22 protein-coding genes and 1 riboswitch are annotated in these 25,488 nt (G+C 69.3%); of the genes, 11 read left to right on the plus strand and 11 right to left on the minus strand.

Annotation, left to right across the window (positions count from 1 at the left end):
* Window positions 1-122: 122 nt before the first annotated feature.
* Window positions 123-740, plus strand: a complete 618-nt coding sequence (locus QMO76_RS28655) for a class I SAM-dependent methyltransferase (protein ID WP_306364456.1) — start codon at window positions 123-125, stop codon at window positions 738-740.
* A gap of 59 nt (window positions 741-799) precedes the next feature.
* Window positions 800-2,359 (plus strand): NAD(P)/FAD-dependent oxidoreductase, encoded by a 1,560-nt coding sequence (locus QMO76_RS28660; RefSeq protein WP_306364457.1) that lies wholly within the window; start codon window positions 800-802, stop codon window positions 2,357-2,359.
* A 126-nt stretch (window positions 2,360-2,485) separates the two neighbouring features.
* On the opposite strand, the gene QMO76_RS28665 is transcribed toward QMO76_RS28660, so the two are convergent.
* From QMO76_RS28665 to QMO76_RS28675, 3 genes are all read right to left on the minus strand, one after another.
* A complete protein-coding gene (locus QMO76_RS28665) occupies window positions 2,486-3,406 on the minus strand; it encodes a LysR family transcriptional regulator (RefSeq protein WP_306364458.1) in 921 nt (306 codons plus the stop codon).
* Between the two features lie 107 nt (window positions 3,407-3,513).
* Window positions 3,514-4,071, minus strand: coding sequence for a dihydrofolate reductase family protein (locus tag QMO76_RS28670; protein WP_306364459.1), 558 nt, complete (start codon window positions 4,069-4,071; stop codon window positions 3,514-3,516).
* Window positions 4,072-4,208: 137 nt separating this feature from the next.
* Window positions 4,209-4,799, minus strand: a complete 591-nt coding sequence (locus tag QMO76_RS28675; protein ID WP_306364460.1) for a GDSL-type esterase/lipase family protein — start codon at window positions 4,797-4,799, stop codon at window positions 4,209-4,211.
* A 242-nt stretch (window positions 4,800-5,041) separates the two neighbouring features.
* Here QMO76_RS28675 and QMO76_RS28680 point away from each other — a divergent pair, with 242 nt between their 5' ends.
* Entirely contained in the window at window positions 5,042-7,660 is a 2,619-nt protein-coding gene (locus tag QMO76_RS28680) for a lysylphosphatidylglycerol synthase transmembrane domain-containing protein (RefSeq protein ID WP_306364461.1), read from the plus strand.
* An 8-nt stretch (window positions 7,661-7,668) separates the two neighbouring features.
* Here the strand turns inward: QMO76_RS28680 and QMO76_RS28685 are convergent, their stop codons facing one another.
* Both QMO76_RS28685 and fadD5 read right to left on the minus strand, forming a co-directional pair.
* Window positions 7,669-8,286 carry a cysteine hydrolase gene (locus QMO76_RS28685; protein WP_306364462.1) on the minus strand — a complete coding sequence of 206 codons (618 nt, stop codon included), beginning with the start codon at window positions 8,284-8,286 and terminating at the stop codon, window positions 7,669-7,671.
* Between the two features lie 89 nt (window positions 8,287-8,375).
* Window positions 8,376-9,941, minus strand: coding sequence for a fatty-acid--CoA ligase FadD5 (gene fadD5, locus QMO76_RS28690; RefSeq protein WP_306364463.1), 1,566 nt, complete (start codon window positions 9,939-9,941; stop codon window positions 8,376-8,378).
* Window positions 9,942-10,248: 307 nt separating this feature from the next.
* On the opposite strand from fadD5, the gene QMO76_RS28695 reads away from it, so the two are divergent.
* The gene (locus tag QMO76_RS28695) at window positions 10,249-11,217 is read left to right on the plus strand and encodes a nitronate monooxygenase family protein (RefSeq protein ID WP_306364551.1); all 969 of its coding nucleotides are present in this window, start codon (window positions 10,249-10,251) and stop codon (window positions 11,215-11,217) included.
* A 164-nt stretch (window positions 11,218-11,381) separates the two neighbouring features.
* Here the strand turns inward: QMO76_RS28695 and QMO76_RS28700 are convergent, their stop codons facing one another.
* The gene (locus QMO76_RS28700) at window positions 11,382-12,332 is read right to left on the minus strand and encodes an MBL fold metallo-hydrolase (protein ID WP_306364464.1); all 951 of its coding nucleotides are present in this window, start codon (window positions 12,330-12,332) and stop codon (window positions 11,382-11,384) included.
* A 573-nt stretch (window positions 12,333-12,905) separates the two neighbouring features.
* On the opposite strand from QMO76_RS28700, the gene QMO76_RS28705 reads away from it, so the two are divergent.
* Both QMO76_RS28705 and QMO76_RS28710 read left to right on the plus strand, forming a co-directional pair.
* Window positions 12,906-15,971, plus strand: a complete 3,066-nt coding sequence (locus QMO76_RS28705; RefSeq protein ID WP_306364465.1) for an acyltransferase domain-containing protein — start codon at window positions 12,906-12,908, stop codon at window positions 15,969-15,971.
* Between the two features lie 19 nt (window positions 15,972-15,990).
* Window positions 15,991-16,368 carry a hypothetical protein gene (locus tag QMO76_RS28710; protein WP_306364552.1) on the plus strand — a complete coding sequence of 126 codons (378 nt, stop codon included), beginning with the start codon at window positions 15,991-15,993 and terminating at the stop codon, window positions 16,366-16,368.
* A gap of 22 nt (window positions 16,369-16,390) precedes the next feature.
* Here the strand turns inward: QMO76_RS28710 and QMO76_RS28715 are convergent, their stop codons facing one another.
* The 3 genes from QMO76_RS28715 to QMO76_RS28725 form a co-directional block, all read right to left on the minus strand.
* A complete protein-coding gene (locus QMO76_RS28715) occupies window positions 16,391-16,798 on the minus strand; it encodes an RNA-binding S4 domain-containing protein (protein ID WP_306364466.1) in 408 nt (135 codons plus the stop codon).
* 3 nt (window positions 16,799-16,801) lie between these two features.
* A complete protein-coding gene (locus tag QMO76_RS28720; protein ID WP_306364467.1) occupies window positions 16,802-17,470 on the minus strand; it encodes a C40 family peptidase in 669 nt (222 codons plus the stop codon).
* Window positions 17,471-17,486: 16 nt separating this feature from the next.
* Window positions 17,487-17,651, minus strand: a riboswitch (cyclic di-AMP (ydaO/yuaA leader).
* A gap of 210 nt (window positions 17,652-17,861) precedes the next feature.
* The gene (locus QMO76_RS28725) at window positions 17,862-18,119 is read right to left on the minus strand and encodes a hypothetical protein (protein ID WP_306364468.1); all 258 of its coding nucleotides are present in this window, start codon (window positions 18,117-18,119) and stop codon (window positions 17,862-17,864) included.
* 215 nt (window positions 18,120-18,334) lie between these two features.
* On the opposite strand from QMO76_RS28725, the gene QMO76_RS28730 reads away from it, so the two are divergent.
* Window positions 18,335-19,519, plus strand: coding sequence for an ATP-binding protein (locus QMO76_RS28730; RefSeq protein ID WP_306364469.1), 1,185 nt, complete (start codon window positions 18,335-18,337; stop codon window positions 19,517-19,519).
* An 8-nt stretch (window positions 19,520-19,527) separates the two neighbouring features.
* Here the strand turns inward: QMO76_RS28730 and QMO76_RS28735 are convergent, their stop codons facing one another.
* Complete coding sequence (locus tag QMO76_RS28735; RefSeq protein WP_306364470.1) at window positions 19,528-20,439, minus strand: LysR family transcriptional regulator; 912 nt, start codon at window positions 20,437-20,439, stop codon at window positions 19,528-19,530.
* Window positions 20,440-20,508: 69 nt separating this feature from the next.
* On the opposite strand from QMO76_RS28735, the gene QMO76_RS28740 reads away from it, so the two are divergent.
* From QMO76_RS28740 to QMO76_RS28755, 4 genes are all read left to right on the plus strand, one after another.
* The gene (locus QMO76_RS28740) at window positions 20,509-21,018 is read left to right on the plus strand and encodes a GNAT family N-acetyltransferase (RefSeq protein ID WP_306364471.1); all 510 of its coding nucleotides are present in this window, start codon (window positions 20,509-20,511) and stop codon (window positions 21,016-21,018) included.
* A 309-nt stretch (window positions 21,019-21,327) separates the two neighbouring features.
* Window positions 21,328-23,283, plus strand: a complete 1,956-nt coding sequence (locus QMO76_RS28745; protein WP_306364472.1) for an acyl-CoA dehydrogenase family protein — start codon at window positions 21,328-21,330, stop codon at window positions 23,281-23,283.
* A 357-nt stretch (window positions 23,284-23,640) separates the two neighbouring features.
* A complete protein-coding gene (locus tag QMO76_RS28750) occupies window positions 23,641-24,603 on the plus strand; it encodes an alpha/beta fold hydrolase (protein ID WP_306364473.1) in 963 nt (320 codons plus the stop codon).
* A gap of 183 nt (window positions 24,604-24,786) precedes the next feature.
* Window positions 24,787-25,077: a hypothetical protein gene (locus tag QMO76_RS28755; protein WP_029932390.1), complete on the plus strand. Its 291-nt coding sequence runs from the start codon at window positions 24,787-24,789 to the stop codon at window positions 25,075-25,077.
* A 106-nt stretch (window positions 25,078-25,183) separates the two neighbouring features.
* Here the strand turns inward: QMO76_RS28755 and QMO76_RS28760 are convergent, their stop codons facing one another.
* Window positions 25,184-25,414: a hypothetical protein gene (locus tag QMO76_RS28760; protein ID WP_306364474.1), complete on the minus strand. Its 231-nt coding sequence runs from the start codon at window positions 25,412-25,414 to the stop codon at window positions 25,184-25,186.
* Window positions 25,415-25,488: the final 74 nt, after the last annotated feature.

Raw genomic sequence — 25,488 nt, forward strand, 5'->3', positions numbered from 1 at the left:
ATTATTAGAACTCGAGACCATCCTTGCCTCCCACTCGGTCGCGATGGGCATGAAGCTATGGCATGGCACCGACAAGGTTGCCGACAGGTCCACGGCGGGTGGAAGTCGATACAGTCGGGTCCATGGCGGATGACGAAATGCCGGTGGTCGCGGCGGCGTACGACCGGGTCGCGGAACTGTACGCGGCCATGTTCGAACACGCGCTGCGGGATATGCCGTTCGACCGGGCCATGCTGGGCGCGTTCGCCGACCTGGCGTCGGGCCCCGTCCTCGACCTGGGCTGCGGTCCCGGGCGACTCACCGGTCAGCTGCGCGATCTCGGCCTGGACATATTCGGCGTCGACCTCTCGCCGGAGATGGTCCGGCTGGCGCGGGCCGCCCACCCCGGCCTCCGCTTCGAGACGGGTTCCATGACGGCCCTCGACATCCCCGACGCGTCCCTGGGCGGCATCCTCGCGTGGTATTCGATCATCCACATCCATCCCCAGCGGCTGGCACCGGCATTCGCCGAGTTCGCGCGCGTGCTGCGTCCCGATGGCGTCGCACTGCTCGGCTTTCAGGCCACCGATCACGGTGTCGAGGCGTACGACCACAAGGTCACCACCGCCTACCGCTGGTCCCCCGACGCCCTCGCCGAACTGCTGCTCCCGCACGGCCTGCACCCCATCTGCCGCATGGTCCGCGAGCCCCACGAGAACGAACGCGGCGAACAGGGCTGCCTGCTGGTGGTGCGGCGCTGATCGGCGGCCCCACGCGCGGCCTACCGGCGATTGTCGGTGCCCACTTCTAGAGTCGACACATGAACGACAGCGGCTCTCCGGTCCGGGCTCGGTACGACGTCGTCATCGTCGGAGGCGGCCACAACGGCCTCGTCGCGGCGGGCTATCTGGCGCGGGCGGGGCGGTCGGTGCTGGTGCTGGAACGGCAGGCGCACACCGGTGGCGCGGCGGTGTCGGAGCGGGTGTTCGCCGGGGTGGACGCGCGGCTGTCGCGATTCTCGTACCTGGTGAGTCTGTTGCCCGCGAAGATCATTCGGGATCTCGGGGTGCGGTTCGAGACCCGCAAGCGGCGGATCTCCTCGTATACGCCGGTGGGGGACGGCGGGCTGCTCGTGGACGGGGGATCGGCGGCGGCCACGCGGGCGAGCTTCGCGCGGCTCACCGGGTCCGAGCGGGAATTCGACGCCTGGCAGCGGTTCTACGCGGAGACCGGGGAGTTGGCGCGGCGGGTGTTCCCGACGCTCACCGAGCGATTGCCGACGCGGACGGAACTGCGCGGCATCGTGGCCGACGACGCGATGTGGGAGTCGATCTTCGAGCGACCGCTCGGCGAGCTGGTGGAGCGGACCTTCGACGACGACACCGTGCGCGGGGTGGTGCTGACCGATGCGCTGATCGGGACGTTCAGCCATGCGCACGACGGGTCGCTGGCACAGAACCGGTGCTTCCTCTATCACGTGATCGGTGGCGGGACCGGGGATTGGGATGTGCCGGTCGGCGGTATGGGCGCGTTGACCGACGCCCTCGCGACCGCCGCACGGACGGCGGGCGCGGAGATCGTCACCGGCCGCGCCGTGACCGGCATCGACACCGACGGCGACACCGCGGAGGTGCGCTTCGACGGCGGCGCGGCGGGAGCCGACCGTGTGCTGGTCAACACCGCTCCGTACGAGCTGGGACGGCTGCTGGGTGAGCCGCGGGCCAAACCCGAAGGCGCGCAGCTGAAGATCAATATGCTGCTCCGGCGACTACCGGCGCTGCGGGATCCGGCGGTCGACCCGCACGATGCCTTCGCGGGCACATTCCATGTGGGTGAGGCGGGCGCGCAACTGGAACGCGCCTACCGGGAGGCGGCGGCGGGGCTGCTGCCCTCGGAGCCGCCGTCGGAGATCTACTGCCACACCCTCACCGATCCGTCGATCCTGTCACCCGAACTGGCCGCACGGGGGATGCACACCCTCACACTGTTCGGGTTGCACACGCCCGCACGACTTTTCGACAAGGATCCGGAAGGCGCGAAGGCCGAGCTGGTGGCCGCCACGCTCGCGCGACTGGATTCGGTGCTGGCGGAGCCCATTCGCGACTGCCTGGCCCTGGACGCGGACGGCCGCCCCTGCCTGGAGGCCAAGTCACCGCTGGACCTGGAGCACGAGATCGGCATGCCCGGCGGGCACATCTTCCACGGCGATCTGGAATTCCCCTATCGCGCCGACGATTCCGACGACAGCCCGGCCACCCGCTGGGGTGTGGCCACCGGGCACCGCAATATCCATCTGTGCGGTGCGGGCGCGGTGCGCGGCGGCGGGGTCAGCGGCATCGGCGGCCACAACGCGGCCATGGCGGTACTCGACGCCCGCTGATCGCGGCGACGGCGGTACGGATGCCACGGCGGGCGGATGCTACGGCGATACGGATGCCACGGCGATGCGGATGCCACGGCGATGCGGCTACGGCGGTAATGCGATGCGGCCACGACGCTGTTTCGGCTACGACGGACGCCGGTAGCCGTCGGCGGACTGGCCGATCACATCGGAGCAGCAGCGGACGAAATACCGCACCACGGGATCGGTTTCGGAGGCGTCCGGCCACACCACCGCCACGCGGGTCGGCCCGATGCCGTGCACCGGCCGGAACACCACCCCGGGCCGGGCATGGGTGTGCGAGGTGGACGCGGGGGTGAAGCTGACCCCGTAGCCGCCCGCGATGGCGGTCAGCCACTCGTCGGTACTGCGCGCGATGGCGCCGACGATGGCGGTGTCGCGGGGCCGGGCGTCCAGCCCCATCCAGTAGTCGCGCCACCAGCCGGTGTCCGCGGGCGAGGCCACATAGGGCTCGTCCCACAGCTCGCGGAAGGCGATGTCCTCGCGCTCGGCCAGTGGATGGTCCTCCGGCAGCGCGATCCAGCGGGGTTCGGTGAACAGCTCGCGGAGGTGGTACTCGTCCTGACCCGGGAACGGCAGCCGCAGGATGGCGACGTCGACATCGCCCTCGTCGAGTCCGGCGGTCGGATCGGTCCACCCGCCCTGCCGCAGATCGACCTCCCAGTCCGGATGCAGCCGGTGGAAGACCCGGATGATCTCGGGAATATGCCCGTCGGCCGCGCTGGGCACCGCACCGAGACGCAGCACGCAGGCGGTACGGCTGGCATCGCTCTTGGTCTCGCGCAGAATGCGGTCCCATCCGGCCAGTAATCCCGGCACCTGCTTTGCCAGCACCTTGCCCGGCGCGGTGAGCGTCATCCCCGCCCGGGACCGGATGAACAGTTCCACTCCAAGCTGGTTTTCCAGCTGTTTTATCTGTGTGGCCAGCGCGGGCTGCGCGACATGGAGTCGCTGCGCGGCCCGCGCCAAATTCTCGGTTTCCGCGACCGCCATGAAGTAACGCAGCAGTCGCGTATCGATGTCCACGCCACAAGGTTACGAACGCACGTACCGGTAGGCATATCCCGGCGTCGACCGGCACGACGGAAGTTCGTGATGCTATTCGCGATTCCGGCGGCTGCGAGACGCCCGATTCACCCGAAACTGGGACGGGTGACGGTGGGGTCGCCGACCCGGTAGGTGGCCAGGACGACACCGTTGTCGAGCGCGGTGGTCTCGACCGCCTCCAGGGTCGCCTCGGCGTCGACATCCACCCACAGCCGATCGCCCTTACCGAGCAGTACCGGGTAGATGACCAGGCGGTATTCGTCCACCAGGCCGTTCGCCTCCAGGAAATGGACCAGCTTGGAGCTGCCGAAGACCAGCAGATTCTGTTCGGCGCGCAGCTTGGCGACGGAGTCGGCCAGATCGCCCTCGATGCGGTGGCCGTTCCATTCCAGATCCGACCGGGAGCTGGCCACATGCTTGGGCATGGCGTTCATCTTGTCCTTGTACTCACCCTCCTCCGGGTGGTTCGGCCAGGCCGCGGCGAACGCCTCGTGCGTGACGCGGCCGAGCAGCAGCGCGTCGGCCTCCCGCATCTCGGCGCTCTTGTAGTCGGCGATGTCGTCGTTCCAGAACGGCACGGTCCAGGCCGGATTCTCGATAACGCCGTCCAGCGAAACGAATTCGGCGACAACGATCTTGCCCATGATTTTCTCACTCTCGGTGTGGGGTTCTTCCGCCGCGGCACGGCCGAGCGGACTCGAACATGCAGACGGAAAGCCCGCCGAAAACTCATCGGTGCCCCTCGGACGTCCGTTGTGCCCCTCGGACATCCGTCGGTGCGCTAGGAGATCGTGATGCCCAGCCACCGCAGCCAGTACGGGGCCGACAGCTCGGCGAATTCGTCGTATCCGGCCGCACCCGGATGCGCGCCGTCTCCGGCGGCGACCTCGGCCATCCACACGCGGTTGTCCCGCAGGGCTGTGTGCACCCGCAGGTACGGGACGCCGACCGCGTCGCAGTGCGTCGCGAAGCGCTCGTCCAGGGCGGCGATGCGGTCGGTGTGCGCGGCGTCCGCGACGGGCGGCGGCGCGACCACCAGGACGGACCACTCCCGGGCGCGCGCGGTGTCCAGCACGCCCGCGAGATTCGCCACCGATTCCTCGAGCGGGACGCGCGGCCGCCCGTTCTCGTGCATGGTGTCGTTCACGCCCGTCGACAGCACCAGCCGGCCGTCGCAGCCCGCCGGTAGCCGCGGCGCGCATTCGGCGAGCCAGCGGGCGTGCAACCGGGTGGAGGTTTCCCGGCGCACGCCGAGGTTGTAGTAGGTGAGTGGTTGTCCGGCCGCGATCGCCCGCACCGCCAGGCGGCCCGCCCAGCCGAGACATTGCTGATCTCCGACCCCCGCGACGAACGATTCACCGACGAAACACACGCGAAGATCCTCGAGCACGGGTCGATACTTCCAGGTGCGCCCGGCGGTTGCCAGGACATATCGGGAGCGCCGGGGCGGACACGCCGGACACACTGGGAGATGGGCTCGTCCCGCCGGACCGGCGCGACGGGTTACCGTAACCGGCGGGTAGGTGTGCGGGTTCGCCTGTTCATCCGCCCGCCAGACACCGAGCCGACCATGGGACCGAGGCCGTTCCCACGATCCGAAAGCGCCGATAGGACATGCGAGTCGACGGACGGGAAATACCCGTCGCCGGCAGCCTGCTGCAGCCACGGCTCCGGCGTACCAGCGACATTCTGCGGGTGGTGCTGTCCGCGCTGCTGGTCGCCGTCGTCATCGTGGGCTCGCTCATCACCCGGCCGCAGTGGGAGGCGCTGGAGAGGTCGCTGTCCGACATCATCGGCTTCCTGACGCCGGAGCAGTCCAACGCGGTCTACATCGGGTACGGGATCGCGATCCTGGCGCTGCCGTTCGCCATCTTCCTGCGCCTGATCTGGCGGGGGCAATGGAAACTGCTGGGCGGCTACCTGTCCGCCGGCCTGATCGCCCTGCTGGCGTTCTCCTTCACCGGCACCGGATTCGCCGCCCCCAGCTGGCATCTGTCGGAACCGCAGCAGGTGAACACCTTCCTGTCGCAATTCCTCGACGATCCGCGCTGGATCGCCATGTTGGCCGCCACCCTGACCGTCGCCAGTCCGTGGCTGCCCGCCCGCGCCCGGCGCTGGTGGTGGACGCTGCTGCTGGCCTTCGTCCCGATTCACCTGGTGGTGAGTTTGGTGGTGCCCGCGCGCGCCCTGCTCGGCCTGGCCATCGGCTGGTTCGTGGGCGCGGTGATCGTGCTGGTGGTCGGCACGCCCGCGCTGGAGGTGCCGCTGGACGCGGCGGTGCGGGTGCTCGCCCGGCGCGGATACCAGGTGAACGCCTTCACGGTGCTGCGCCCGGGTGGGCGGGGTCCGCTGGTGCTCTCGGCCAGCACCACGCCGCGAACGGGAGTCGGCCCGGTGACCACGCCCGGAATGGCGGCGGTCATCGCCTCGGGATCGGTCGCCGGGCGCGGTTCGACGAACACGGCGGCGCGCGCCGCCGCCGGTGGCGGTACCACGACCACCGCCGTCGCGACCACCGAGAAGACGGAGCGCGACATCGGCGCGCCGCCGGACTCGGTCGCGCCCGCGCGGAACCAGGCCGACGGCCGTGCCGCCGCCCTCGATTCCATCCGGCATACGCCCGCCGAGGACGAGGTGGTCGTGGAACTCTACGGAGCCAACCAGCGCAGTCGCAGCGCGTTGCACGCCCTGCGACGGTGGCTGACGATCCGCAGCGGGGAGTACCCGGCGCTGTTCGCCTCCATGCGGCGGGCGGTGGAGCACCGGGCGCTCATGGGCATCGCCATCGGGGATCTCGGACTGGGCAGCAACAAACCGCTCACCGTGGCCGCGCTGGACCGCGGCTGGATGCTGTACGCGCACACCGTGTCCGCTGGGGATCCGCTGGCCGAAACACACGTAGAACAGCTGGGCGATGTGTGGCGGGCGCTGGACACCATGCACAGGGCGCAGATCTCGCACGGCGAACTGCGCGCCGACGATGTCCGCGTCGCGGGCGGCGACGTGCTGTTCGGCGGATTCACCCAATCCGAGTTCGGGGCGTACGACGCACGGTTCCAGTCGGATGTGGCGCAGCTGCTGGTCACCACGGCCGATGTGTTCGGCCCGGAGACCGCCGTGCGAACGGCGCTCGAGGTGCTGGGCCCGCAGCGGGTGCTGACCGCCTCCCGTCGGCTCACCAAGGTCGCCATCCCGGTGCAGGTGCGCAAGTCGGTACCGGAGTTCAAGGACGTGCTCGAGGCCACCCGCGATCAGGTGGCGCACCAGACCGGGCAGGACCGCATCGAGGCCGCGCAGATCACCCGGTTCTCCCGCAATCAGATCATCCAGCTGGTGCTGCTCATCGGCCTGGTGTACGTGGCCTACCCGTACATCAGCGCGGTGCCCACCTTCACCTCCGAACTCAGCAACGCCAACTGGTGGTGGGCGCTGCTCGGCCTGCTCGTCTCGGTGCTCAAGTACATCGGCGCGGCCATGGCGCTGTGGGCGTGCGCCGGGGCGGCGGTGAACCTGCGCAATCTGATGCTCATGCAGGTGGCGAACACCTTCGCCGCCACCACGACTCCAGCGGGTGTCGGCGGTCTGGCACTGAGCGTGCGCTTCCTGCAGAAGAGCGGATTGGGCGCGGTGCGGGCCACGGCCGCGGTGGCCATGCAGCAGTCGGTGCAGGTGGTCACGCACATCGTGCTGCTCATCTTCTTCAGTGTGGCGGCGGGTGTTTCGGCGGATCTGTCGCACATCTTCCCCAATGCCACGGTGCTGTACCTGGTGGGCGGTGTGCTGCTGGGCCTGCTGGGCGTGTCCATCTTCCTGCCGACCGTGCGGCGGTGGCTGCGCACCGAGGTGCGGCCACAGCTGGCGGAGGTGGTGAGTTCGCTGCACGAGCTGGTGCGCAGTCCGCTGCGGCTGGTGATGATAGTGGGCGGTTGCGCGGCGACCACGCTCGGCGCGGCGCTGGCGCTGTGGACCAGCATCGAAGCCTTCGGCGGCAGTACGACTTTCGTGACGGTCACGGTGGTGACCATGATCGGCGGCACGCTGGCCTCGGCCGCGCCGACACCCGGCGGCGTCGGCGCGGTGGAGGCGGCGCTCATCGGCGGTCTGGCGGCGTTCGGCGTGCCCGCGAGTATCGCGGTGCCGGCGGTGCTGCTCTACCGGGTGCTCACCTGCTGGCTGCCGGTGGCCGTCGGCTGGCCGATCATGCGGTGGCTCACCTCGAACGACAAGATCTGAGCTCGGGCTCAGCGACGGGCACCGTGCAGGTGTTCGAGCACTTGATCGACGGAAAGGCAACCGGCCGTGGTCAATTCGAGGTCGGCCAGGGAAGATGCATGGGTTTCGGCCGTCGCGGCGGCCACGCAGTCGGCCACCGGGTGCAGGTAGAAACCGAGATCCGTGCCGTGCCGGGCGGTCTGCTCGACCGTGAGGTTGGTGGCGACGCCGGTGACGAGCAGGGTGTCGATGCCGCGGGCGGCGAGCCAGTCCGGCAGGGCGCTGCCCGCCAGGCCGGACAGCTTCTGATTGTCGAAGACCGCACCCGCGCGCGCCTGCGCCGACATCTCCGGAATGATCTGCGTGCCAGGAGAATTCGGGCGGAACTCGGTCTGCGCGGCGGCGACCGAGCGCATGAATCCGGTATTGCGCACCAACGCGCCCTCGCCGACGGGAATGGTGAAGCGGGTGAACACGAGCGGAAGGCCCGCCGCGGCGGCGGCATTGTGGAACTCGACCGCCCGGTCCACCACCCCGCTCTCCGCGATCGGTTCCGCCAGCATGGGACCGAAGAACCCTTCGGGCCGAATCACATTCACCTGCCAGTGCAGAGCGAGCACCGCGGTGCGCCCAGGTTCGAGCATCATGACCCCATAGTGCGCCATGCGGGGGCCGCGGCGCGCCGGAATGGCGGTACAGCGCGCCGCGGCGGCACTCGGTTACCCGAGCAGTCGGTTCATGAGAAGTCCTTGCGCAGTGCGACTTTGACGACCTTGCCGCTCGCGTTGCGGGGCAGCTCCGGCACGATCACCAGATCCTTGGGGTGCTTGTAGCGAGCCAGGTTCTCGTTGAGGAAGGGCTCGAGCTCCGCCAGGGTCAGATCGGTGTCGGGCAACAGCGCCACCACCGCCACCGGCACCTCGCCCCACTTCTCGTGCGGGCGGGCGATCACCGCCGCCTCGCGGATCTTGGGATGGGCGAACAGCACGTTCTCCACCTCGGCGCAGTAGATGTTCTCACCGCCGGAGATGATCATGTCCTTCTTGCGGTCCACCACCCAGACGAAACCCTCCTCGTCCTGCCGCACCAGGTCGCCGGAGTGGAACCAGCCGCCCGCGAAGGCTTCCGCGGTGGCCTCGGGCTTGTTCCAGTAGCCCTGCATGAGAGTCGGTCCGCGATAGACGATCTCACCCACCTCGCCGGGGGCCACATCGTTCATCTCGTCGTCGACCACGCGGGCCTGGATGGTGGGGATGGGCCTGCCGACCGAGCCGAGCTTGCGCAGCGCGTCCTTGCCCTCCAGCACACAGGTGATGGGCGACATCTCGGTCTGGCCGAACACCGCGACGTTGAACGCCTCCGGGAAGCGGTCCGCCATGGCCCGCAACACCGTGTCGGAGGCCGGGGCCGCACCCCAGCACAGCGAGCGCAGCGCCAGCTTGCGCTGCTCGATCGTCGGGTCCTCGCAGATCATCTGCCACTGGGCGGGGACGCAGAAGGCGGTGGTGGCCTGCTCCGCCTCCACGGCGTCGAGCCACTGACCGGCGTCGAAAGCGCCCAACGGGTGCAGGATCGTCTTGCCGCCCAGCATGAAGTACGGGGTCAGCGATCCCAGGCCCGCGATGTGGAACAGCGGGGAGGTGCAGAAGCCGATGGACTCCTCGGTGATCTCCATGGCCCGGATACAGGTGAGCCCCTGCGCGGTCATGTTCGCGTGGGTGAGCACCGCGCCCTTGGGGCTGCCGGTGGTGCCCGAGGTGTACATGATCAGGCAGGGCGTGTCCTCGGGGATGTCCAGCGGCGCGTGCGGTTCGCCCGCCTCCGCGATGAAGTCGTCGTAGCCGATCACGCCGTCGCCGGTCTGCCCGTTGATGACCACGCAGGTCTCCAGCGCGGGGACCTGGCCCACCATGGCGGTGGCGAGCGGCTGCAACGGCGCGTCGGTGACGATGGCCTTCGCGCCGGAATCGCCCACGATGTAGGCCACCTCGGGCGGGGTGAGACGGAAGTTCACCGGCACCGCGATGGCCCCGAGGGCATTGATGCCCATGACGGCCTCGATGTACTCGGTGTAGTTGAGCGCCAGGATGAGCACGCGATCGCCGAACCCGACCCCTCGACGGGCGAGCGCGTCGGCGAACTTCTCCGAACGCTCGTGCAGCTGCCGCCACGTGGTGTCCACGCCCTGGAAGCGGAATGCCACCCGGTCGGGCCGCATGGCCGCATGGGTCGCGATCTGGTTGACCCAGTGGTTGCGCCGCGACCGAAGGGGCTCATCGAGCGGCTGGATACCGGCGGTCATACTGCTTCCTCTCACACGGGGAGTGAACAGTCGCGAGAATAGCAACTAACTTTCTGGCGTGACAAGGGTTACAGAGAAGGTTCTGGCGAAAATTTCTCATTCGATCATTCAGCAGCTCAAAGGCGTTGTTTTTGCTACTTCACATCGCCGAGCGCTGACCGTTTATCCACAGGATGGCCGCAGACCGCTGATTCAGAGTGCAAACGATCGCTCACATGAGGGTTGTCCCCCCATATGCAACTATGCGACTATCGGGCCAGTCCGGGCGTGTGTGCGACCCGCGAGAGGCTAGGAGGACAGCGTGACGCTGCGTACCAGGTTCACCGAGGAGTTCGGGGTCGAGCACCCGATCGTGCAGGGCGGCATGATGTGGGTCGGTCGCGCCGAACTGGCCGCCGCGGTGTCGGAGGCCGGTGGTCTCGGCATCATCACCGCGCTCACCCAGCCCACTCCGGACGATCTGCTGGCCGAGATCGAGAAGGCGCGGTCGCTGACCGACAAGCCCTTCGGCGTGAACGTCACCATCCTGCCCTCCATCAACCCGCCGCCGTACCAGGACTACGTCAAGGCGATCATCGAGTCCGGCGTGAAGATCGTCGAGACCGCGGGCAGCAATCCGGAGCCCTTCCTGCCGTACTACAAGGAAGCCGGAATCAAGGTGCTGCACAAGTGCACCAGCGTGCGGCACGCCCTCAAGGCGCAGAAGATCGGCGTGGACGGCGTGAGCATCGACGGCTTCGAATGCGCCGGTCACCCGGGTGAGGACGATGTGCCCGGCCTGATCCTGATCCCGGCCGCCACCCAGGTGCTGGACATCCCGGTCATCGCCTCCGGCGGTATCGCCGACGCCCGCGGCCTGGTGGCCGCGCTGGCGCTGGGCGCGGACGGCGTGAACATGGGCACCCGCTTCATGTGCACCCGGGAGTCGGCCATTCACCAGACGGTGAAGGAGCAGATCGTGGCGCACAGCGAGCGCGACACCCAGCTCATCTTCCGCACCATGCACAACACCGCGCGCGTGGCGAACAACGAGATCAGCCGCAAGGTCGTCGAGATCGAGAAGTCCGGCGGCAAGTTCGAGGATGTGCGCGATCTCGTCGCCGGTGCGCGCGGACGGCGCGTCTTCGAGGAGGGCGACCTGGACGCGGGCATCTGGTCGGCCGGTCAGGTGCAGGGTCTGATCAATGACATCCCGACCTGTGCGGAGCTGGTGTCGCGCATGGTCACCGAGGCGGAGTCGATCATCAACTCCCGCTTGGCGGGCATGATGCGTTGACCCGCCTCCGAACCAACCGGACGACTGATCTCGCGACGTTCGGGTAGCTCACCGGGTACGCCCGAAATCGGGTCGGCACTCGACCGCCGGCACGCGTGCACAGCGGTCAGCGCATTTCAGCCGTGCGCCGAAGACACGGAGAGGCGGGCGAGCTCGACAAGCGTTCAGGCGCGGGCGGCGCAGGCGTCGTAGTCGTGGGAGGCGATGACCTCGATGCCGTCGGGCAGGGCGTGCAGGCGCGCAATGGTGCGGAAGGCGGCGTCGCGGTCGGCGTCGAAGAGCTGGCCGGGCATGGGTGCCTTCTCGCGAATCAGGCGCACCTGCACCCGATTCCACACCGCATCACCCGCGAGCAGCACGCGGGTGCCGTCGGCTACGGCCAGCAGGACGCCGACACTGCCCGGGGTGTGGCCCGCGAGGTCGACCAGCACGACCGCGCCGTCACCGAACAGATCGTGGCTGCGCGGGAAGGTCAGCACCGGGGGACCGTCCAGTTCCAGGCCGCCGACGGCGCGGTCGCGCAGCGGTGCGCGCACCACGCCGATCGGGGCGTGCGCGCCGCGCATGGCCCAGTCGTATTCAACGGCGGGCAGGCGTAATTCGACCGAGTCCGGCAGTTCCAGCAGTCCCGACACGTGATCCCAGTGCAGGTGCGTGGCCAGCACGAAATCGATGTCGTCCCCGGAGAGATCGCGGGCGGCGAGGGCGTCGCGCAGGCCCAGCACCGGCTTCTCCGGGGAGACCAGCAGCGGCACCGGGAACGGCAGACCGGGGATGACTCGCTCGTGCACATTCGCGCACAGGGCGGGATCGACCAGGAACCTGGCGCGCGGATGCTCGACCAGGAACGCGCCCATGGCCATGGGCAACTCGCGCAGGCTGCGCACGCCCTCCGCCACGATGATCTCGGGGGCCGCCATCCGGCCCTGGATGAGCGCCCGCAATGTGACCGTGGCCCGCGGGGCGGCCGGATCGGCCACCTCGAGTCCGGCCAGGAAGTCGGCGTCCGGTCGGCGGGGCCGCAGCAGGCGCGCGGGGGTGGCGGCGAGCGCGGTGCAGCAGCGCGCCAGGGTGCCGAGGGTGGACGGGCGACCGGCGGTGACATCGAAGCTCACCGCGTCAGGCTATGCGATCCCGAATCGGGCGGGGAAGGCTCACTGCACCCGGGACATTAAGTGCCGACCGGTCGGCCCGGCACGCCGACGGGACTTTCGGAGCGGGGTGCGCGCTCGGCATAATCGCGGGGGGTACCTCGGCGGCCGGGACCGCCGGACGCGGGAGGGAATTCCTGTGCGGGAGAGTACGACAGCATCGGCCGGAACCACCGTGCGGCACCGGCACGCACACCGCACAGCCGTGCGCGACTCGGGTCGCGCCGAACCCACACGACCTCAGCGTGGCGAGCCATGAGCGCGGGTGGTGCGCCGGATCGCCCAGCGCCGGCACCCGATCACCCGGCACCGACTCTGCCAGCGGTGGGCGTGGTCGGCCTCGCACGGGGTGCGGTGAGCGCCGCGCACGGCAGCGCCGCGCGCGCCGACCGGACGACGCGAGATGGCCGAGCCACGGCGTCGGATACATCGGTGGACGATGGCGCACCCGCAGATGGCGTCGGCCCGGCGGGTTCGAGCATCGGCGCGGTTCGGAACGAAGGCCCGACTACGGACCACGGGCGTGCGTGCACCACCGTGAGTCGAGGCGCGACCGCCGGGGCCGGGCTTCCGGAACTCGGGCTCGACTGTCCGGCAACGGAATTCGACCGCCCGGCGGATTTCGATCAGGCGTGGTTCGGGCTGACCGAAGTGGATGCGGCGAGATTGGAGCCGTGGCAGGTGGCCGGGCTGCAGCTGGCTGTCGCGGCGTTGGATGACTCCGGTTTGGGCTATTCGGCGCGGGGGTCGAGTGCGGCGGTGGTGTTCGGGGCAGCGGGATGCGGACCGCCCGGCACGGACAATCTCGCCAACCGGCTGTCGTGGGCACTCGGGTTGCGCGGTCCCAGCCTGATGCTGGACAGCGGATCCGCATCGGCGGCCGCCGCCGTGGATACCGCGGTCCGGCTGCTGGCCGACGAGTCGGTGCCGTTCGTCATCGCGGGCGGCATGGACCTGCCGCTGTCGCCGGATATTTCGATCGAAGACGACGAAATAGGCGCGGGCAGCGATGAGTTCACCGTCGTCATCGTGCATCGGGTCGCGGACGCCAGGCGCGGCGGCATCCGGATGCACGCCGAAATCACCGGCGTCACGGATTTCTCGGCTATCGCCGGCGGTAGGCGTATTCCGCTCGATCTGGACAGCGCGCACGCGCACAACGACCGGCTGGCACGGTTGGAGCGCGGGGACGAACCGCCGGTACTGATCGCGTTGAGCGGACGCGATGCCCTCGAGGTGCACGACACGGCGCTGCACTGGGCCGAGCAGCTCGGCAGGCACCGCTCGCTGCGCGAATTCGCCGCCGCCACCGGGCGGATGCTGCCGGGGCCGGTGCGGGCGGCGGTCCTCGGGCGCGACCGGGACGATGCCGCCGCGCAGCTGCGCTCGCTCGCCGCCCGGATCGCGGCCGCCCGGCAGCCGGTCTCGGCGGCGGAACGAGCCCGACGGGCGGAACGAATCGAGCAGGCGGAACAGGGCCGACCGGTGGCGCGGAGCGGGCGAACGGAGGACGGCCGATCGGTGGCGCGGAGCGAACGAACAGTGCAAGTCCACCGGGCAGATCGGCACGAGCGGAGCGGATGGCGCGAACAGGGCGACCGACGCCAGCGCGACGAGGAGCCGCAGCAGCGGGACGAGCATCGGGAGCCTCAGCAACTCCTACAGATCGGGCAGCAATGGAGAGCGCCTGCTCGGCGGGTGGAGACGACCGAGGTGAGGCGGGGTGCGGTGACCGAGGTTTTCGGGCCGCGGGCCGGGGCGGCGCGGGGCGGTGTGCTGTTCTTGTGTTCCGGGTCGAGCGAGCCGTATCCGGGGATGGGGCGCGGACTGGCGGCACGCTATCCGGTGTTCGCGCGGGCGCTCATGGATACCGCCGACGCGGTGGTGGCGGCGGGCGGGCCGCGGGTGTGGACGCCGCGCTTCGGCTTCGGGAACGGCGGGGGCGGTGCGGAATTCGCGCAGGCGGCGACCTTCGTCTACCAGGTGGCCATGGCGGAGTTGCTGGCGCGGTGGGGAATTCGCGCCGACGCGGTGGTCGGCTACGGCACGGGTGAGATGGCCGCGGCGGCCGTCGCGGGCGGGCTGTCGGTGGCCGACGCCGCACGGGTCGTGGTGGAGCACAGCAGAATAGCGGCGCGGGCCGACCATGCCGCCACCGCAGTGCTGGAGGCGACCGCGACCGAGGCGATACGGCTGGTGGAACCCATGCGCGCCGCCATCGCGGTGGCGGCCATCGACAGTCCCCGCTCGGTGACGGTGGCCGGGGAGGCGCGCTATATCGACGCACTGGTACGTCGCGCGCACCGCCGCACCATATTCGCGCAGCGCCTGGCGGACCAGGCCGGCGCCCGGCGTGCGGCGGTGCCCGGTCCGCGATATCGCGAACTGGCCCCGCTGCTGGTCGACCGGCTCGCCGGAATAGCGCCGCGTACCCCGGTGGTCCCGCTCTACTCGACCACCCGGGCCGGTGCCGTGCTGGCGGCCGAGATGGATGCCGGCTACTGGGGCGAGCACTCCCGCGGCCCCGTGAACCTCACCGCAGCCCTGGAACACGCCGCCGCCGAGGGCCTCTCGACGGTCCTCGAGATCGCACCGCATCCCACGCTGACCCCTACCGTCCGCGAACACGCCCCGTTCCGCGACTCCACCCACCCCGTCGCCGCCCGCGCCGACGAACCCCCCACCCTCCTCCGCGCCCTCGCCCGCCTCCACCTGGAAGGCCGTCCCCTCGACTGGACCGCCCTCGGCCCCTTCACCACCCCACCCCCACCCCGGCCCCACGCCCACGGCGCTCTCCGGCAGCCGCACGCCATCCGGAGCGACCGGCAGTACGCCGACGCCACGGCACCGCGGCACCGGGGCTCCGCACCGAACGACCAGCCGCAGCCGGACTCGACCGCGCCACCGAGCCCGGCGGCCGCGTCAGGCGACCAGCACGACCCACTCACCGCGGCACCGCAGCGCTCGACCACCGCGCCGGACGACGAGCCATACCCCGCCACCGCCCGATACCAACCGGCGACCGCAGCACACTACCGGCGACACCCGGCGGCGGGGGCATCGGATCATCCGGTCCGGTGGGGGTATCGCGTCGGTTCGGGCGGGGTGGCTGGTCCGGTGCCGGATGTGGAGGTGTGGGCGGAGAGCACGTATGTGGTGACCGGGGGCCTCGGGCCGGCGGGGGTGCGGGCGGTGTGCTGGCTGCTGGCCGCCGGGGCGAGCGATGTGGTGCTGTTGACGCGGGCGCCGCGGGCGCTGCCGCCGCCGCTGGACGGGTTGGAGGATCGAATCGTCCTGGTGCACTGCGATATCGCGGATCGCGACGACCTCGCGCATGTGCTGCACGATCTGCGGGAATGCGGGCCGCCCATTCGCGGGGTGGTGCATACGGGGCAGTGGCGGGCCGGGGCGGCCGCCAATGTGCTGGAGCTGACGGCGGCCGATGCTCCCGACTTCACGCTGCTGGTCGCGGTGGAGGACGGGGCGCGGGCGGAATTGGATCGGCTGGCCGCCGCGCACGGGTATCGGCGAGTGGTTCGGGTGGATTGGGAGGATGCCGCCCACCGCGTGTCGGATGACGGCACGCCGCACGCGCGGGGATGATGGCCGAATGGCGCAGCCTGTGGTCGACGTGAAGTGGAAGAAGGAGCCGGAGGAGCACGACTATCCGGCGGCGGCCGATTTCCTGGAATTGCTGGCCGAACCCGAGGTGATCGACACCGTGGTGCGGGAGCTGCGGGCCGCACCGGTCGTGCACAAGAAGGCCAAGGACATTCTGCGGGCGGCCCGACTGGACCTCGCGCCCGCCATGAATCCGTACGTGCGGCGGGATCTGGAGAAGATCGTGGCCGGGAAGGCACTCTCGCCGATTCTGCTGGTGCGCGGCGACTTCCGCACCGGCGTCCCGCTCCAGATCGCCGACGGCTACCACCGAGTGTGCGCCGTGCACTACGCGGACGAGAACATCGCCATCCCGCTGAAGATCGCCGCCCTGCCCTGAGCGCGGCGCAACGGCCCGCGTATCAGTCGCGCTCGGCCGCACCCGAGCGGCCCAGCAACCGGTCGGTCTCGCGCCGTTCGCGTTTGGTGGGACGGCCGGAGCCGCGATCGCGGCGCGGCATGGTGGCGACGAGCTGCGGGTCGGGCGGCGGCGGGCTGCGGTCGATCATGCACTGGGCGGCGACGGGTGCCCCGACGCGTTTGGTGATGACGCGCTCGACGATGACGATGCGTTCCAGACCGCCCACCCGGACCCGGATCTCGTCGCCGGGCTTGATCTGGTGGGCGGGCTTCACCGCCGTGCCGTTGACGCGCACATGTCCGCCGCGACAGGCGGTCGCCGCCGCCGAGCGGGTCTTGAAGAGGCGAACGGCCCAGATCCACGAATCGACGCGGGCCTGGGCCGGTGCACTGGTTCGATCAGGCGCCACGCCTTAGACGATACGGCGTGCGGTGACGACCTGATCCTCGCTGAGCTGGGTGTAGGAGACCGGGGTGCCGGACTGGACCGCATTCAGCAGCTTGCCGTCACCGGCGTAGATGCCGACGTGGCCGCCGCCGTTGGTGATGACGATATCGCCGGGGGCCAGGTTCTCGAAGGCGATCGGAGCGCCGACGTGCGACTGCTCGAAGCTGGTGCGGGGCAGGTCGATTCCGGCCTGCTTGTACGCCCACTGCACCAGACCGGAGCAGTCGAAGCTGTACGGGCCGGACGCGCCCCAGGAGTACTGTGCGCCGACCTTGGACCTGGCGGCCTCCAGGGCGATATTGCCGGGGCCCTGCTGCTGACCGAAGCCGGGGAGTTCGAACTGCGGCGGGGCGATGCCGGGCAGCTGCGCGCCGCCACCGACACCCAGGCCACCACCGAACTGGTTGGTCTCCGGGTTGAGCACACCCGAAGTGAATGCCTGAACCTGTGTATTGACCGCCGCGGCATCCTGGTCCGACAGCGGAGTGTCGAAGGTGCCGATACCGGGGATCTCGATCGGAGCCGCGTTGGCGTTGATCGCCGGGAACGCCCCCGTGGCGAACGCGCCCATGACGAGAGCGCCCTTCACGGAATTCGGCAGCCGAGATTCCCGTTGCAAGCTGTGCTTACCCACCGAGTTACATCTCCGATCTTCCTTGCTCTGACCGCCGACCGAGTTAGCTGACGGGTTCGGGCCGGGAAGATCGGCCCTACCTCGACGACCTTGTGGCCGATGAGGATTCACCCCACGAACTCTGGGTCCCCGGCTCGGTGTCGGCACCTTCTCCCGACCTCCGATTAGGCGGTAACGTCGCGGGCCGCCTCTCCGATGAAGCGACAGACTCCGCTAAGTCACGAGAAGATTACGGCTCGGGGCCGGTGTTGTCCACCCCACACGCGGGTGTGTTCCGGCGTGGCGCAAAAGCGCCCGCTGAGCGGACGATTCAACGCACACACGCCGAGTCACAGCCGAGTCACGACAGGCGTTACCCCCGTTACCGAAACGGAAGTCGGACGCGAGCACTTCACTCGCCCGGAATGACCGTGCGCTCCAGGTGCTCGATCCGCCGCCGGGCATCGGCCAACTCCACCTCGAGTTTGCCCAGCGCCATCACCAACGGACCCACGGCGAGATCCGCGACCAGTTGCGGATCGTCGTATCCGCGCTCGATGGCCACCAGGATGTTGTTGCGGATACGCGCCGCCACGGGCGCCTCCTCGGGCACGTTCCACGATTCGACCACCTCCGCGACGGTGGGAACAGGTGCAGCTTCCTCCGACATGGTCCCTCCCTGCGCTGGGCTACTTCGCGAATCAGACACAAGAGTAGAGACGTGCGCTCGACTGCGACGCGAACCAGGAACCTCGCGGACGCACGCACGCCTCGGCTCGTTGCCGACCCGGTACCCAGCCGACCGATATGCCAATCGATAGCCATCTATTGGGGAGCCCGTAGATACCCCGATAATCCGCCGATTTCACGCTACGGTTGGGCGGCATGGATCCCGTGCGCAACCCGTACGCCCCCGGAGCGGGACAGCGCCCGCCCGAACTCGCGGGCCGTGGCCGTCAGCTCGACGCCTTCGATGTCGTGCTGGAACGGGTGGCACGCGGCCGCCCGGAACGCAGCGTCATGCTCACCGGGCTGCGCGGGGTCGGCAAGACGGTACTGCTGAATCAACTGCGCTCGGCGGCGCGGGCGCGCGGCTGGGGCACCGGCAAGCTGGAGGCGCGACCCGATCAGGGGCTGCGGCGACCGCTGTCGTCGGCACTGCACATGGCGGCCCGCTCGGTGGCCGCCACGCATCGCAATCCCGAGCAGATGGACGACTTCCTCGGCATCCTCAAGGCTTTCGCCCTGCGCGCCACCGCCGACAAGGGCATGCGGGAACGCTGGAACCCGGGTATCGACGTCCCCGCCGTCACCGGCCGCGCCGATTCCGGCGATATCGAGATCGACCTGGTGGAGCTGCTGCTGGAGGCGGCGCAGCTGGTGCGCGACCGCGAGGTCGGCATCGCCGTGTTCATCGACGAGATGCAGGATCTGGGCCCCGCCGACGTCTCCGCCATCTGCGGCGCGTGCCACGAATTGAGCCAGGACGCCGCGCCTTTGATCGTGGTGGGGGCCGGACTGCCGCATCTGCCCGCCGTGCTCTCGGCCTCCCGGTCGTACTCCGAGCGGCTGTTCTCCTACCACCGCATAGACCGCCTCGACCGCGACTCCGCCGATCAGGCGCTCATCGCACCGGCGGAGCGGGAGAACGTGAAGTTCACCGAGGACGCCCTCGACACGCTCTACCGGAAGGCCGACGGCTACCCGTATTTCGTGCAGGCGTACGGGAAGGCGACCTGGGATGTCGCCGCCCAGAGCCCCATCACCGCCGAGGATGTCGAGGTGGCCGCACCGCATGCCGAGGAGGAGCTGGCGGTGGGCTTCTTCGGTTCCCGCTACGAGCGCGCCACCCCGGCCGAGCGGGAGTACATGCGCGCCATGGCCGATCTCGCCGGCGACGAGGGCCCGGTGCCGACCGCCGCGGTGGCGAAACACCTGGAACGCAAACCGGCGTCGCTGTCACCGGCCCGCGACGGTTTGATCAAGAAGGGACTCATCTATTCGGCCGAGCGCGGCTCCATCGGCTTCACGGTTCCGCATTTCGGCCGATATCTGCGCGGCGTGCAGTAGACCCGGGGCTATGCCGGAAGTTTGCCCACATTCCCGTGATTCGGCAGCAGCGCGAGGAAATTGTGGATCAGCGCGCGGTCGTCATCGCGGCGATGGGCGACATAGACGGTGGTCTCCGCATCGGTTTCGGCGAGCGGGAGGATGCGGACGGAGGCGGGCGCGGTGAAGGTCGCGCTGCGCGGCGCGATGGTGACCCCCAGCCCCTCGGCGACCAGATACATGATGGTGGTCCAGGTATTGCCCTCCTGCACCACCTGCGGCTGACGCCCCGAGCGCAGCAGCGGCGCGAGGTTCTTCTCGTGCGCGAGTCGGCCCGCGGTCCGGGGGAAGAAGACCAGCGGATGGTCGGCGAGTTCGGCGCCGGTGATGGCCGCGCGACCGGCATCGGGATGGTCGGCGGGCAGTACCGCGACATACGGTTCGGTGATCAGCGGCGCGGTCCGGACATTCGGTAGGTCGTCGGGATCGCGCACGATGACGGTATCGAGCGCGCCGTGGCTGAGCTGCTCCATCATCCGGGAGCTGTAGCCCTCCACCAGGTCCACCCGGACCAGTGGGTACAGCTCGCGAAAGCGGCGCACGCCGCGCAGCGGCTCCAGCGGCAGCACCGAGGGGACGAAACCGAGGTACAGCCGACCCTGGCTGCCGCGGCCGACCCGGCTGACCTCGTCCAGGTCCCGGGCGGCGTGCCCGAGGATGGCGGTGGCGCGCTCGCGCAGTACCGCTCCGGCGTCGGTGAGCGCGACGCTGCGCGAGGTGCGGTCGAACAGCCTGGTGCCGAGCAGGGTTTCGAGCCGCCGGATCTGCTGGGTCAGCGCGGGTTGGGCGATGTGCAGGCGGGCGGCGGCCCGGCCGAAGTGCAGTTCGTCGGCGACCGCCAGGAAATACCGCAAGTGCCGTAGCTCCACCCCATCGACCATAAGTTGAGCGTATCAATCGCAGCTATCAAGTATTGGACCTTATGATTCGAGGCCGGGCATGCTGATCAGGTGTCTGAGCCGATCATCGCAACACCGGTCATCGAATCCATGAGTACGCCCGCGCACGCCCGGGCGTTCAAGGAACTCAACGAGGAGTGGATCCGCGCCTACTTCACCCTCGAACCCGCCGACTCGGCCCTGCTCGACGACCCGGAGCGGGAGATCGTCGCCAAGGGCGGCCGGGTGCTGATCGCCCGCATCGGCAGCGAGATCGTGGGCTGCGGTGCGGTGGTGCCCGAGGGCCACGGGGTCTACGAGGTCTCGAAGATGGCGGTGTCGCCGCGGTATCGCGGCCGGGGCATCGGTCGCCGCATCCTCGAGGCCGCCATCGAGCAGGCCCGTGCGCTCGGGGCTACCTCGATAATTCTGGCGAGCAACCGGAAACTCGCCAATGCGGTGCACCTGTACGAGTCGATGGGGTTCGTCCACGTGCCACCCGAGGAGCTGCCGCCGAGTCCCTACCGGCGGGCCGATGTATTCATGAAATACGACCCGCGGGTGTTCGGGTTCCGGCAGTAATCGCGCGAAGAACAACACATATGGCTGGACCAGCAGCGGTGGACGGCGGCACAGACGCGGATGCTGCCGCAGCTGATCTACGACCGCCCCAGCGAACGGCGACGTGCCCGCATCCTGGCCGCCCGGTCGTGTCGGGTGTTCGCGAAGGGAATCGGTTGTGGCGCATCATTGTGCGTGTCAGCGGAATAATTGCCAGAAATTCAAGATCATTGCATCGCGGCGCATTTCGGACCGGCAACGGATCTACCGGCGGGTAACAAACACTCCTACACTCGAATGTGATTCCGATCACGTCCGAGGGAGGACATCATGGCGACTACCGCCAAAGTCGACGCCACCGAGGAGCAAGCCCGGCAACTTGTCGAGGAATCCCGCGAAACCACCTGGGCCAAACCCTCTTTCGCCAAAGAGATGTTCCTGGGGCGCTTCCGGCTGGACCTGATCCATCCCTACCCGCGGCCCAGCGCCGAGGACACCGCGAAGTACGAGGCGTACCTGACGCGACTGCGGGCGTTCTGCGAAACCATCGACGGTGAACGGATCGAGACCGAAGGCCGCATCCCCACCGAATACGTGGAAGGACTGGCCACGCTCGGCTGCTTCGGGCTCAAGATCCCCGAAGAGTACGGCGGACAAGGGCTTTCGCAGGTCGGCTACAACAAGGCGCTCATGCTGGTCGGCTCCGCCCACCCCAGCCTGGGCGTGCTGCTCTCGGCGCACCAGTCCATCGGCGTTCCGGAGCCGCTCAAGCTCGCGGGCACCGATGAACAGAAGCGGGAGTTCCTGCCACGCTGCGCCCAGGGGGCCGTGTCGGCCTTCCTGCTCACCGAACCCGATGTCGGCTCCGATCCGGCGCGCATGGCCTCCACCGCCACGCCGACACCGGACGGCGAAGCCTACGAGATCAACGGCGTGAAACTGTGGACCACCAACGGCGTGGTCGCGGAACTGCTGGTGGTCATGGCGCGGGTACCCCGCAGCGAGGGGCACCGGGGCGGGATCTCGGCCTTCATCGTGGAGGCCGACAGTCCGGGCATCACCGTGGAGCGCCGCAACGCGTTCATGGGACTGCGCGGCATCGAGAACGGTGTCACGCGGCTGCACGATGTGCGGGTGCCCAAGCGGAATCTGGTCGGGCGGGAAGGGGACGGGCTGAAGATCGCGCTCACCACCCTCAACGCGGGCAGGCTCGCCATTCCGGCCATGTGCACCGCGGCGGCCAAATGGGCGACCAAGATCGGTCGGGAGTGGTCGGCGACCCGGGTGCAGTGGGGACGGCCGGTCGGCGAGCACGCCGCGGTCGGGCAGAAGCTGTCCTTCATCACGGCGACCACCTTCGCGCTGGAGGCGGTGCTGGACCTCTCGGCCACCATGTGCGATGAGGACCGCAACGACATTCGCATCGAGGCGGCCCTGGCCAAACTCTGGGCCTCGGAGATGAGCTGCGCCATCGCCGACGAGCTGGTGCAGATTCGCGGCGGGCGCGGCTACGAGTCGGCGGCCTCGCTGCGAGCGCGCGGTGAACGGGCCGTGGCCGCCGAGCAACTGGTGCGGGATCTGCGCATCAACCGCATCTTCGAGGGCTCCAGCGAGATCATGCGACTGCTCGTCGCCCGCGAGATGGCCGACGCGCACATGGCGGCGGCCGGGGCGCTGGTCGATCGCAATGCCGAGCTGAAGGACAAGGCCAAGGCGGCGGTGGGGGCGAGCGGCTTCTACGCCAAGTGGTTCCCGCAGCTGGCCGTCGGTGCGGGCACGGTGCCCGCCGGCTTCGGCGAATTCGGGCCGCTGGCACGGCATATGCGCTTCGTGGAGCGGATGTCGCGCAAGCAGGCGCGGGCGCTCATGTACGGCATGGCGCGCTGGCAGGCCAAGCTCGAGTACAAGCAGGGCTTCCTGGGACGCATCGTGGATATCGGCGCGGAACTGTTCGCCATGTCGGCCTCCTGCGTACGGGCGCAGGCCGAGGTATCGCAGGGCGGGCCCGAGGGCGCGGCGGCGCAGGAATTGGCCGAGGTGTTCTGCCGACAGGCGCGACTGCGGGTGCAGCGCCTGTTCGACGCACTGTGGAACAACACCGACGACGCCGACACCGAGATCGCGCGTGGACTCCTGGACGGCCGGTATCGCTGGCTCGAAGCGGGGGCGCTGGATCCGAGCGAGGGCACCGGGCCGTGGATCTCGGATTGGCAGCTGGGGCCGTCCACGGAACCGAATCTGCTGCGACCGTTCCTGCCGTCGACACGGGCGGACGCGTCGACCTGATACTCCGGACGCCGGACCGGAAAGGGGCTGAGCGCCCCGGTGCTCAGCTCAATCTGCCCTTATCTAGCCATCTCGCTAGATAAGGGCAGATTCTTGTGTCCGGCACCGGCGTCAGCGCTATCTACATATTTCTAGTGTTGCCGCTAGATTTATCTAGAAACCCCAACAGGATCACGTTGGCAGTTTTTTCCAGCGAGTTCTAGGCCGTCCGCCAGACATTCGGACATTTGCCGATCGGCTCGTATCGATCGGCAGCCTCAGTTAGGCAACTTGTGCATAACGCCAGGTGTGGCGGGCTAACGCCGCGGCAATGACTATCGACAACCGGGCTGAAGGCGATCTCTTCGAGGAGGCGTCATGTCCCTGCTCAGCCGCCGCGCCGCCGATGTCGACGGCCACCACACCACCGTCACGGCCGATGACGGCACCCCCATCGCGGTGCGCGACTTCGGTCCGGCCGACGCACCCGTCACCGTGGTGTTCGTCCACGGGCACTGCCTGCGCACCGAATCCTGGACCTTCCTGCGCGAGCATCTACAGCGACACTGGGGCGCGGATGCCCGCATGGTGTTCTACGACCATCGGGGGCACGGGGATTCGGGAGTGGCCGATCCGCGCACCTACACCGTCGACCAGCTCGCCCAGGACCTGGACGCGGTGCTGCGGGCCGTGGTGCCCACCGGACCCGTTGTGCTGGTGGGGCATTCGATGGGGGCGATGGTGACCCTCGCCTACGCGCGACTCTTCCCGGAGACCATCGGCAGCCGCGTGGCGGGCGTCGGCCTGATCGCCGGGGCCGCCAACGGGGTCACCCGGGTCGGGCTCGGGCGCTTCCTCTCCGGTCCGGCCGTCAGCTCGCTGAACCTGGCCGTGCGCCGCGCACCGCGGTTCATGCAGGCGTCGAAGCACCTGAGCCGCCGCTTCTTCGAGCCGATCATGCGGGAGGCCGCCCTTGGCACCCGCAAGGTCAATCCGCGGGTGCTCGCGGTGGCGACCACCATCCTCAACGAGACGCCGCTGCTGACCATGTCGGCCTTCCTGGACTCGCTGATCCGCTTCGACGAGACCGCCACCCTGCACCGGCTGGGCGCGATTCCCACCCTGGTGCTCGCGGGTTCGGCGGATATCGTCATCCCCTTCGCACACTCGGTCGTGCTCGCCTCCCAACTCGACGACAGCGAGCTGGTCCGCATCGACGGGGCCGGGCACAGCGTGATCCTCGAACGGGCCGAGGAGGTGGCCGCGGCCATCGTCGCCCTGGTCGACCGGGGACTCGCCGCGCTGCACCGGCCCGGGCCGGAATTCGCGGTCGCGGGATAGCGCGGAATGCGCTCGAACAGCCCTGCCGAACGGGCTAATGTCGGGCTATCGCGGGGTGAAGCCGACGGTCAACCACCCGGCTGACCTGCGCTTACATCGCTCGGACGAGCCATATCCCGATCCATGCCGTACTGTGTTGTAGATCACGATGTGTGGTCTGTCACACGGCTCGAGGAGGTTTCGATGACACGCAGCGAGATTGCGGAACTGCGCTACGCGGTCGGCCAGCTTCGGCAGTGCGTGACCGCGCTGCGCTCGCACTACGGGGACGCGGGCCCGGTCCGCCGCCTGGAGAACGATCTCGAGCGGCTCGCCATCGACGCCGACGACTTCGAGCAGGCCCCGCCGCCCGAGGTCGCCGCCCGCCGCGACCAAGACGTCATCTACGTCCCGGACTCCAAGTCCGACGAGGCCGCCTGGATGGGCGCACAGGACGAGGGGCTGGGCTTCCACTCCCGGCCCCGCACCAAGTAGGGGGATCGACCTCCGCGCCCGCCGCCAGCGGGCGTGATCCCCGGGGCCGTGCGCGGTCCCGCACCGCAGCGGGGTGCGGGACCGCCTACGCGGGCCGCCGCCCGAGTCAGCGGATGAAGCAGAACAGATTGCCGTAGGGGCAGTTCGGAGCGGTGTTGGCGGAGATGGTGATGAAGAGCTGGCTGATCACCGCCGCCAGATCGGCGCTGCCGGTGGCCGAACCACTGGCCGAGCCGGAGGCGGAACCGGTGATATCCGCGGACGCGGGCGCGATCACGGCGGTGAGGGCGGCGGCCGACACCGCCCCGATCATGATGAGACGAGCGGTTCGACGCACGGCAAAGCCTCCGTGTTCACGAGCTGAACGGCACACGATCTTGTTGTGCCGAATGGCCTTCCGGCCGGTATCCA

This window comes from Nocardia sp. CC227C (assembly GCF_030767025.1).
Classification (GTDB): Bacteria; Actinomycetota; Actinomycetes; order Mycobacteriales; family Mycobacteriaceae; genus Nocardia.

Bases quoted from the DNA above. Each gene is read 5' to 3' on its own strand.
- QMO76_RS28655 (WP_306364456.1), top strand. From the start codon at position 123: ATGGCGGATGACGAAATGCCGGTGGTCGCGGCGGCGTACGACCGGGTC.
- QMO76_RS28660 (WP_306364457.1), top strand. From the start codon at position 800: ATGAACGACAGCGGCTCTCCGGTCCGGGCTCGGTACGACGTCGTCATC.
- QMO76_RS28670 (WP_306364459.1), bottom strand. From the start codon at position 4,071: ATGGGCAAGATCGTTGTCGCCGAATTCGTTTCGCTGGACGGCGTTATC.
- QMO76_RS28680 (WP_306364461.1), top strand. From the start codon at position 5,042: ATGCGAGTCGACGGACGGGAAATACCCGTCGCCGGCAGCCTGCTGCAG.
- QMO76_RS28685 (WP_306364462.1), bottom strand. From the start codon at position 8,286: ATGATGCTCGAACCTGGGCGCACCGCGGTGCTCGCTCTGCACTGGCAG.
- fadD5 (WP_306364463.1), bottom strand. From the start codon at position 9,941: ATGACCGCCGGTATCCAGCCGCTCGATGAGCCCCTTCGGTCGCGGCGC.
- QMO76_RS28725 (WP_306364468.1), bottom strand. From the start codon at position 18,119: ATGTCGGAGGAAGCTGCACCTGTTCCCACCGTCGCGGAGGTGGTCGAA.
- QMO76_RS28730 (WP_306364469.1), top strand. From the start codon at position 18,335: ATGGATCCCGTGCGCAACCCGTACGCCCCCGGAGCGGGACAGCGCCCG.
- QMO76_RS28735 (WP_306364470.1), bottom strand. From the start codon at position 20,439: ATGGTCGATGGGGTGGAGCTACGGCACTTGCGGTATTTCCTGGCGGTC.
- QMO76_RS28745 (WP_306364472.1), top strand. From the start codon at position 21,328: ATGGCGACTACCGCCAAAGTCGACGCCACCGAGGAGCAAGCCCGGCAA.
- QMO76_RS28750 (WP_306364473.1), top strand. From the start codon at position 23,641: ATGTCCCTGCTCAGCCGCCGCGCCGCCGATGTCGACGGCCACCACACC.
- QMO76_RS28755 (WP_029932390.1), top strand. From the start codon at position 24,787: ATGACACGCAGCGAGATTGCGGAACTGCGCTACGCGGTCGGCCAGCTT.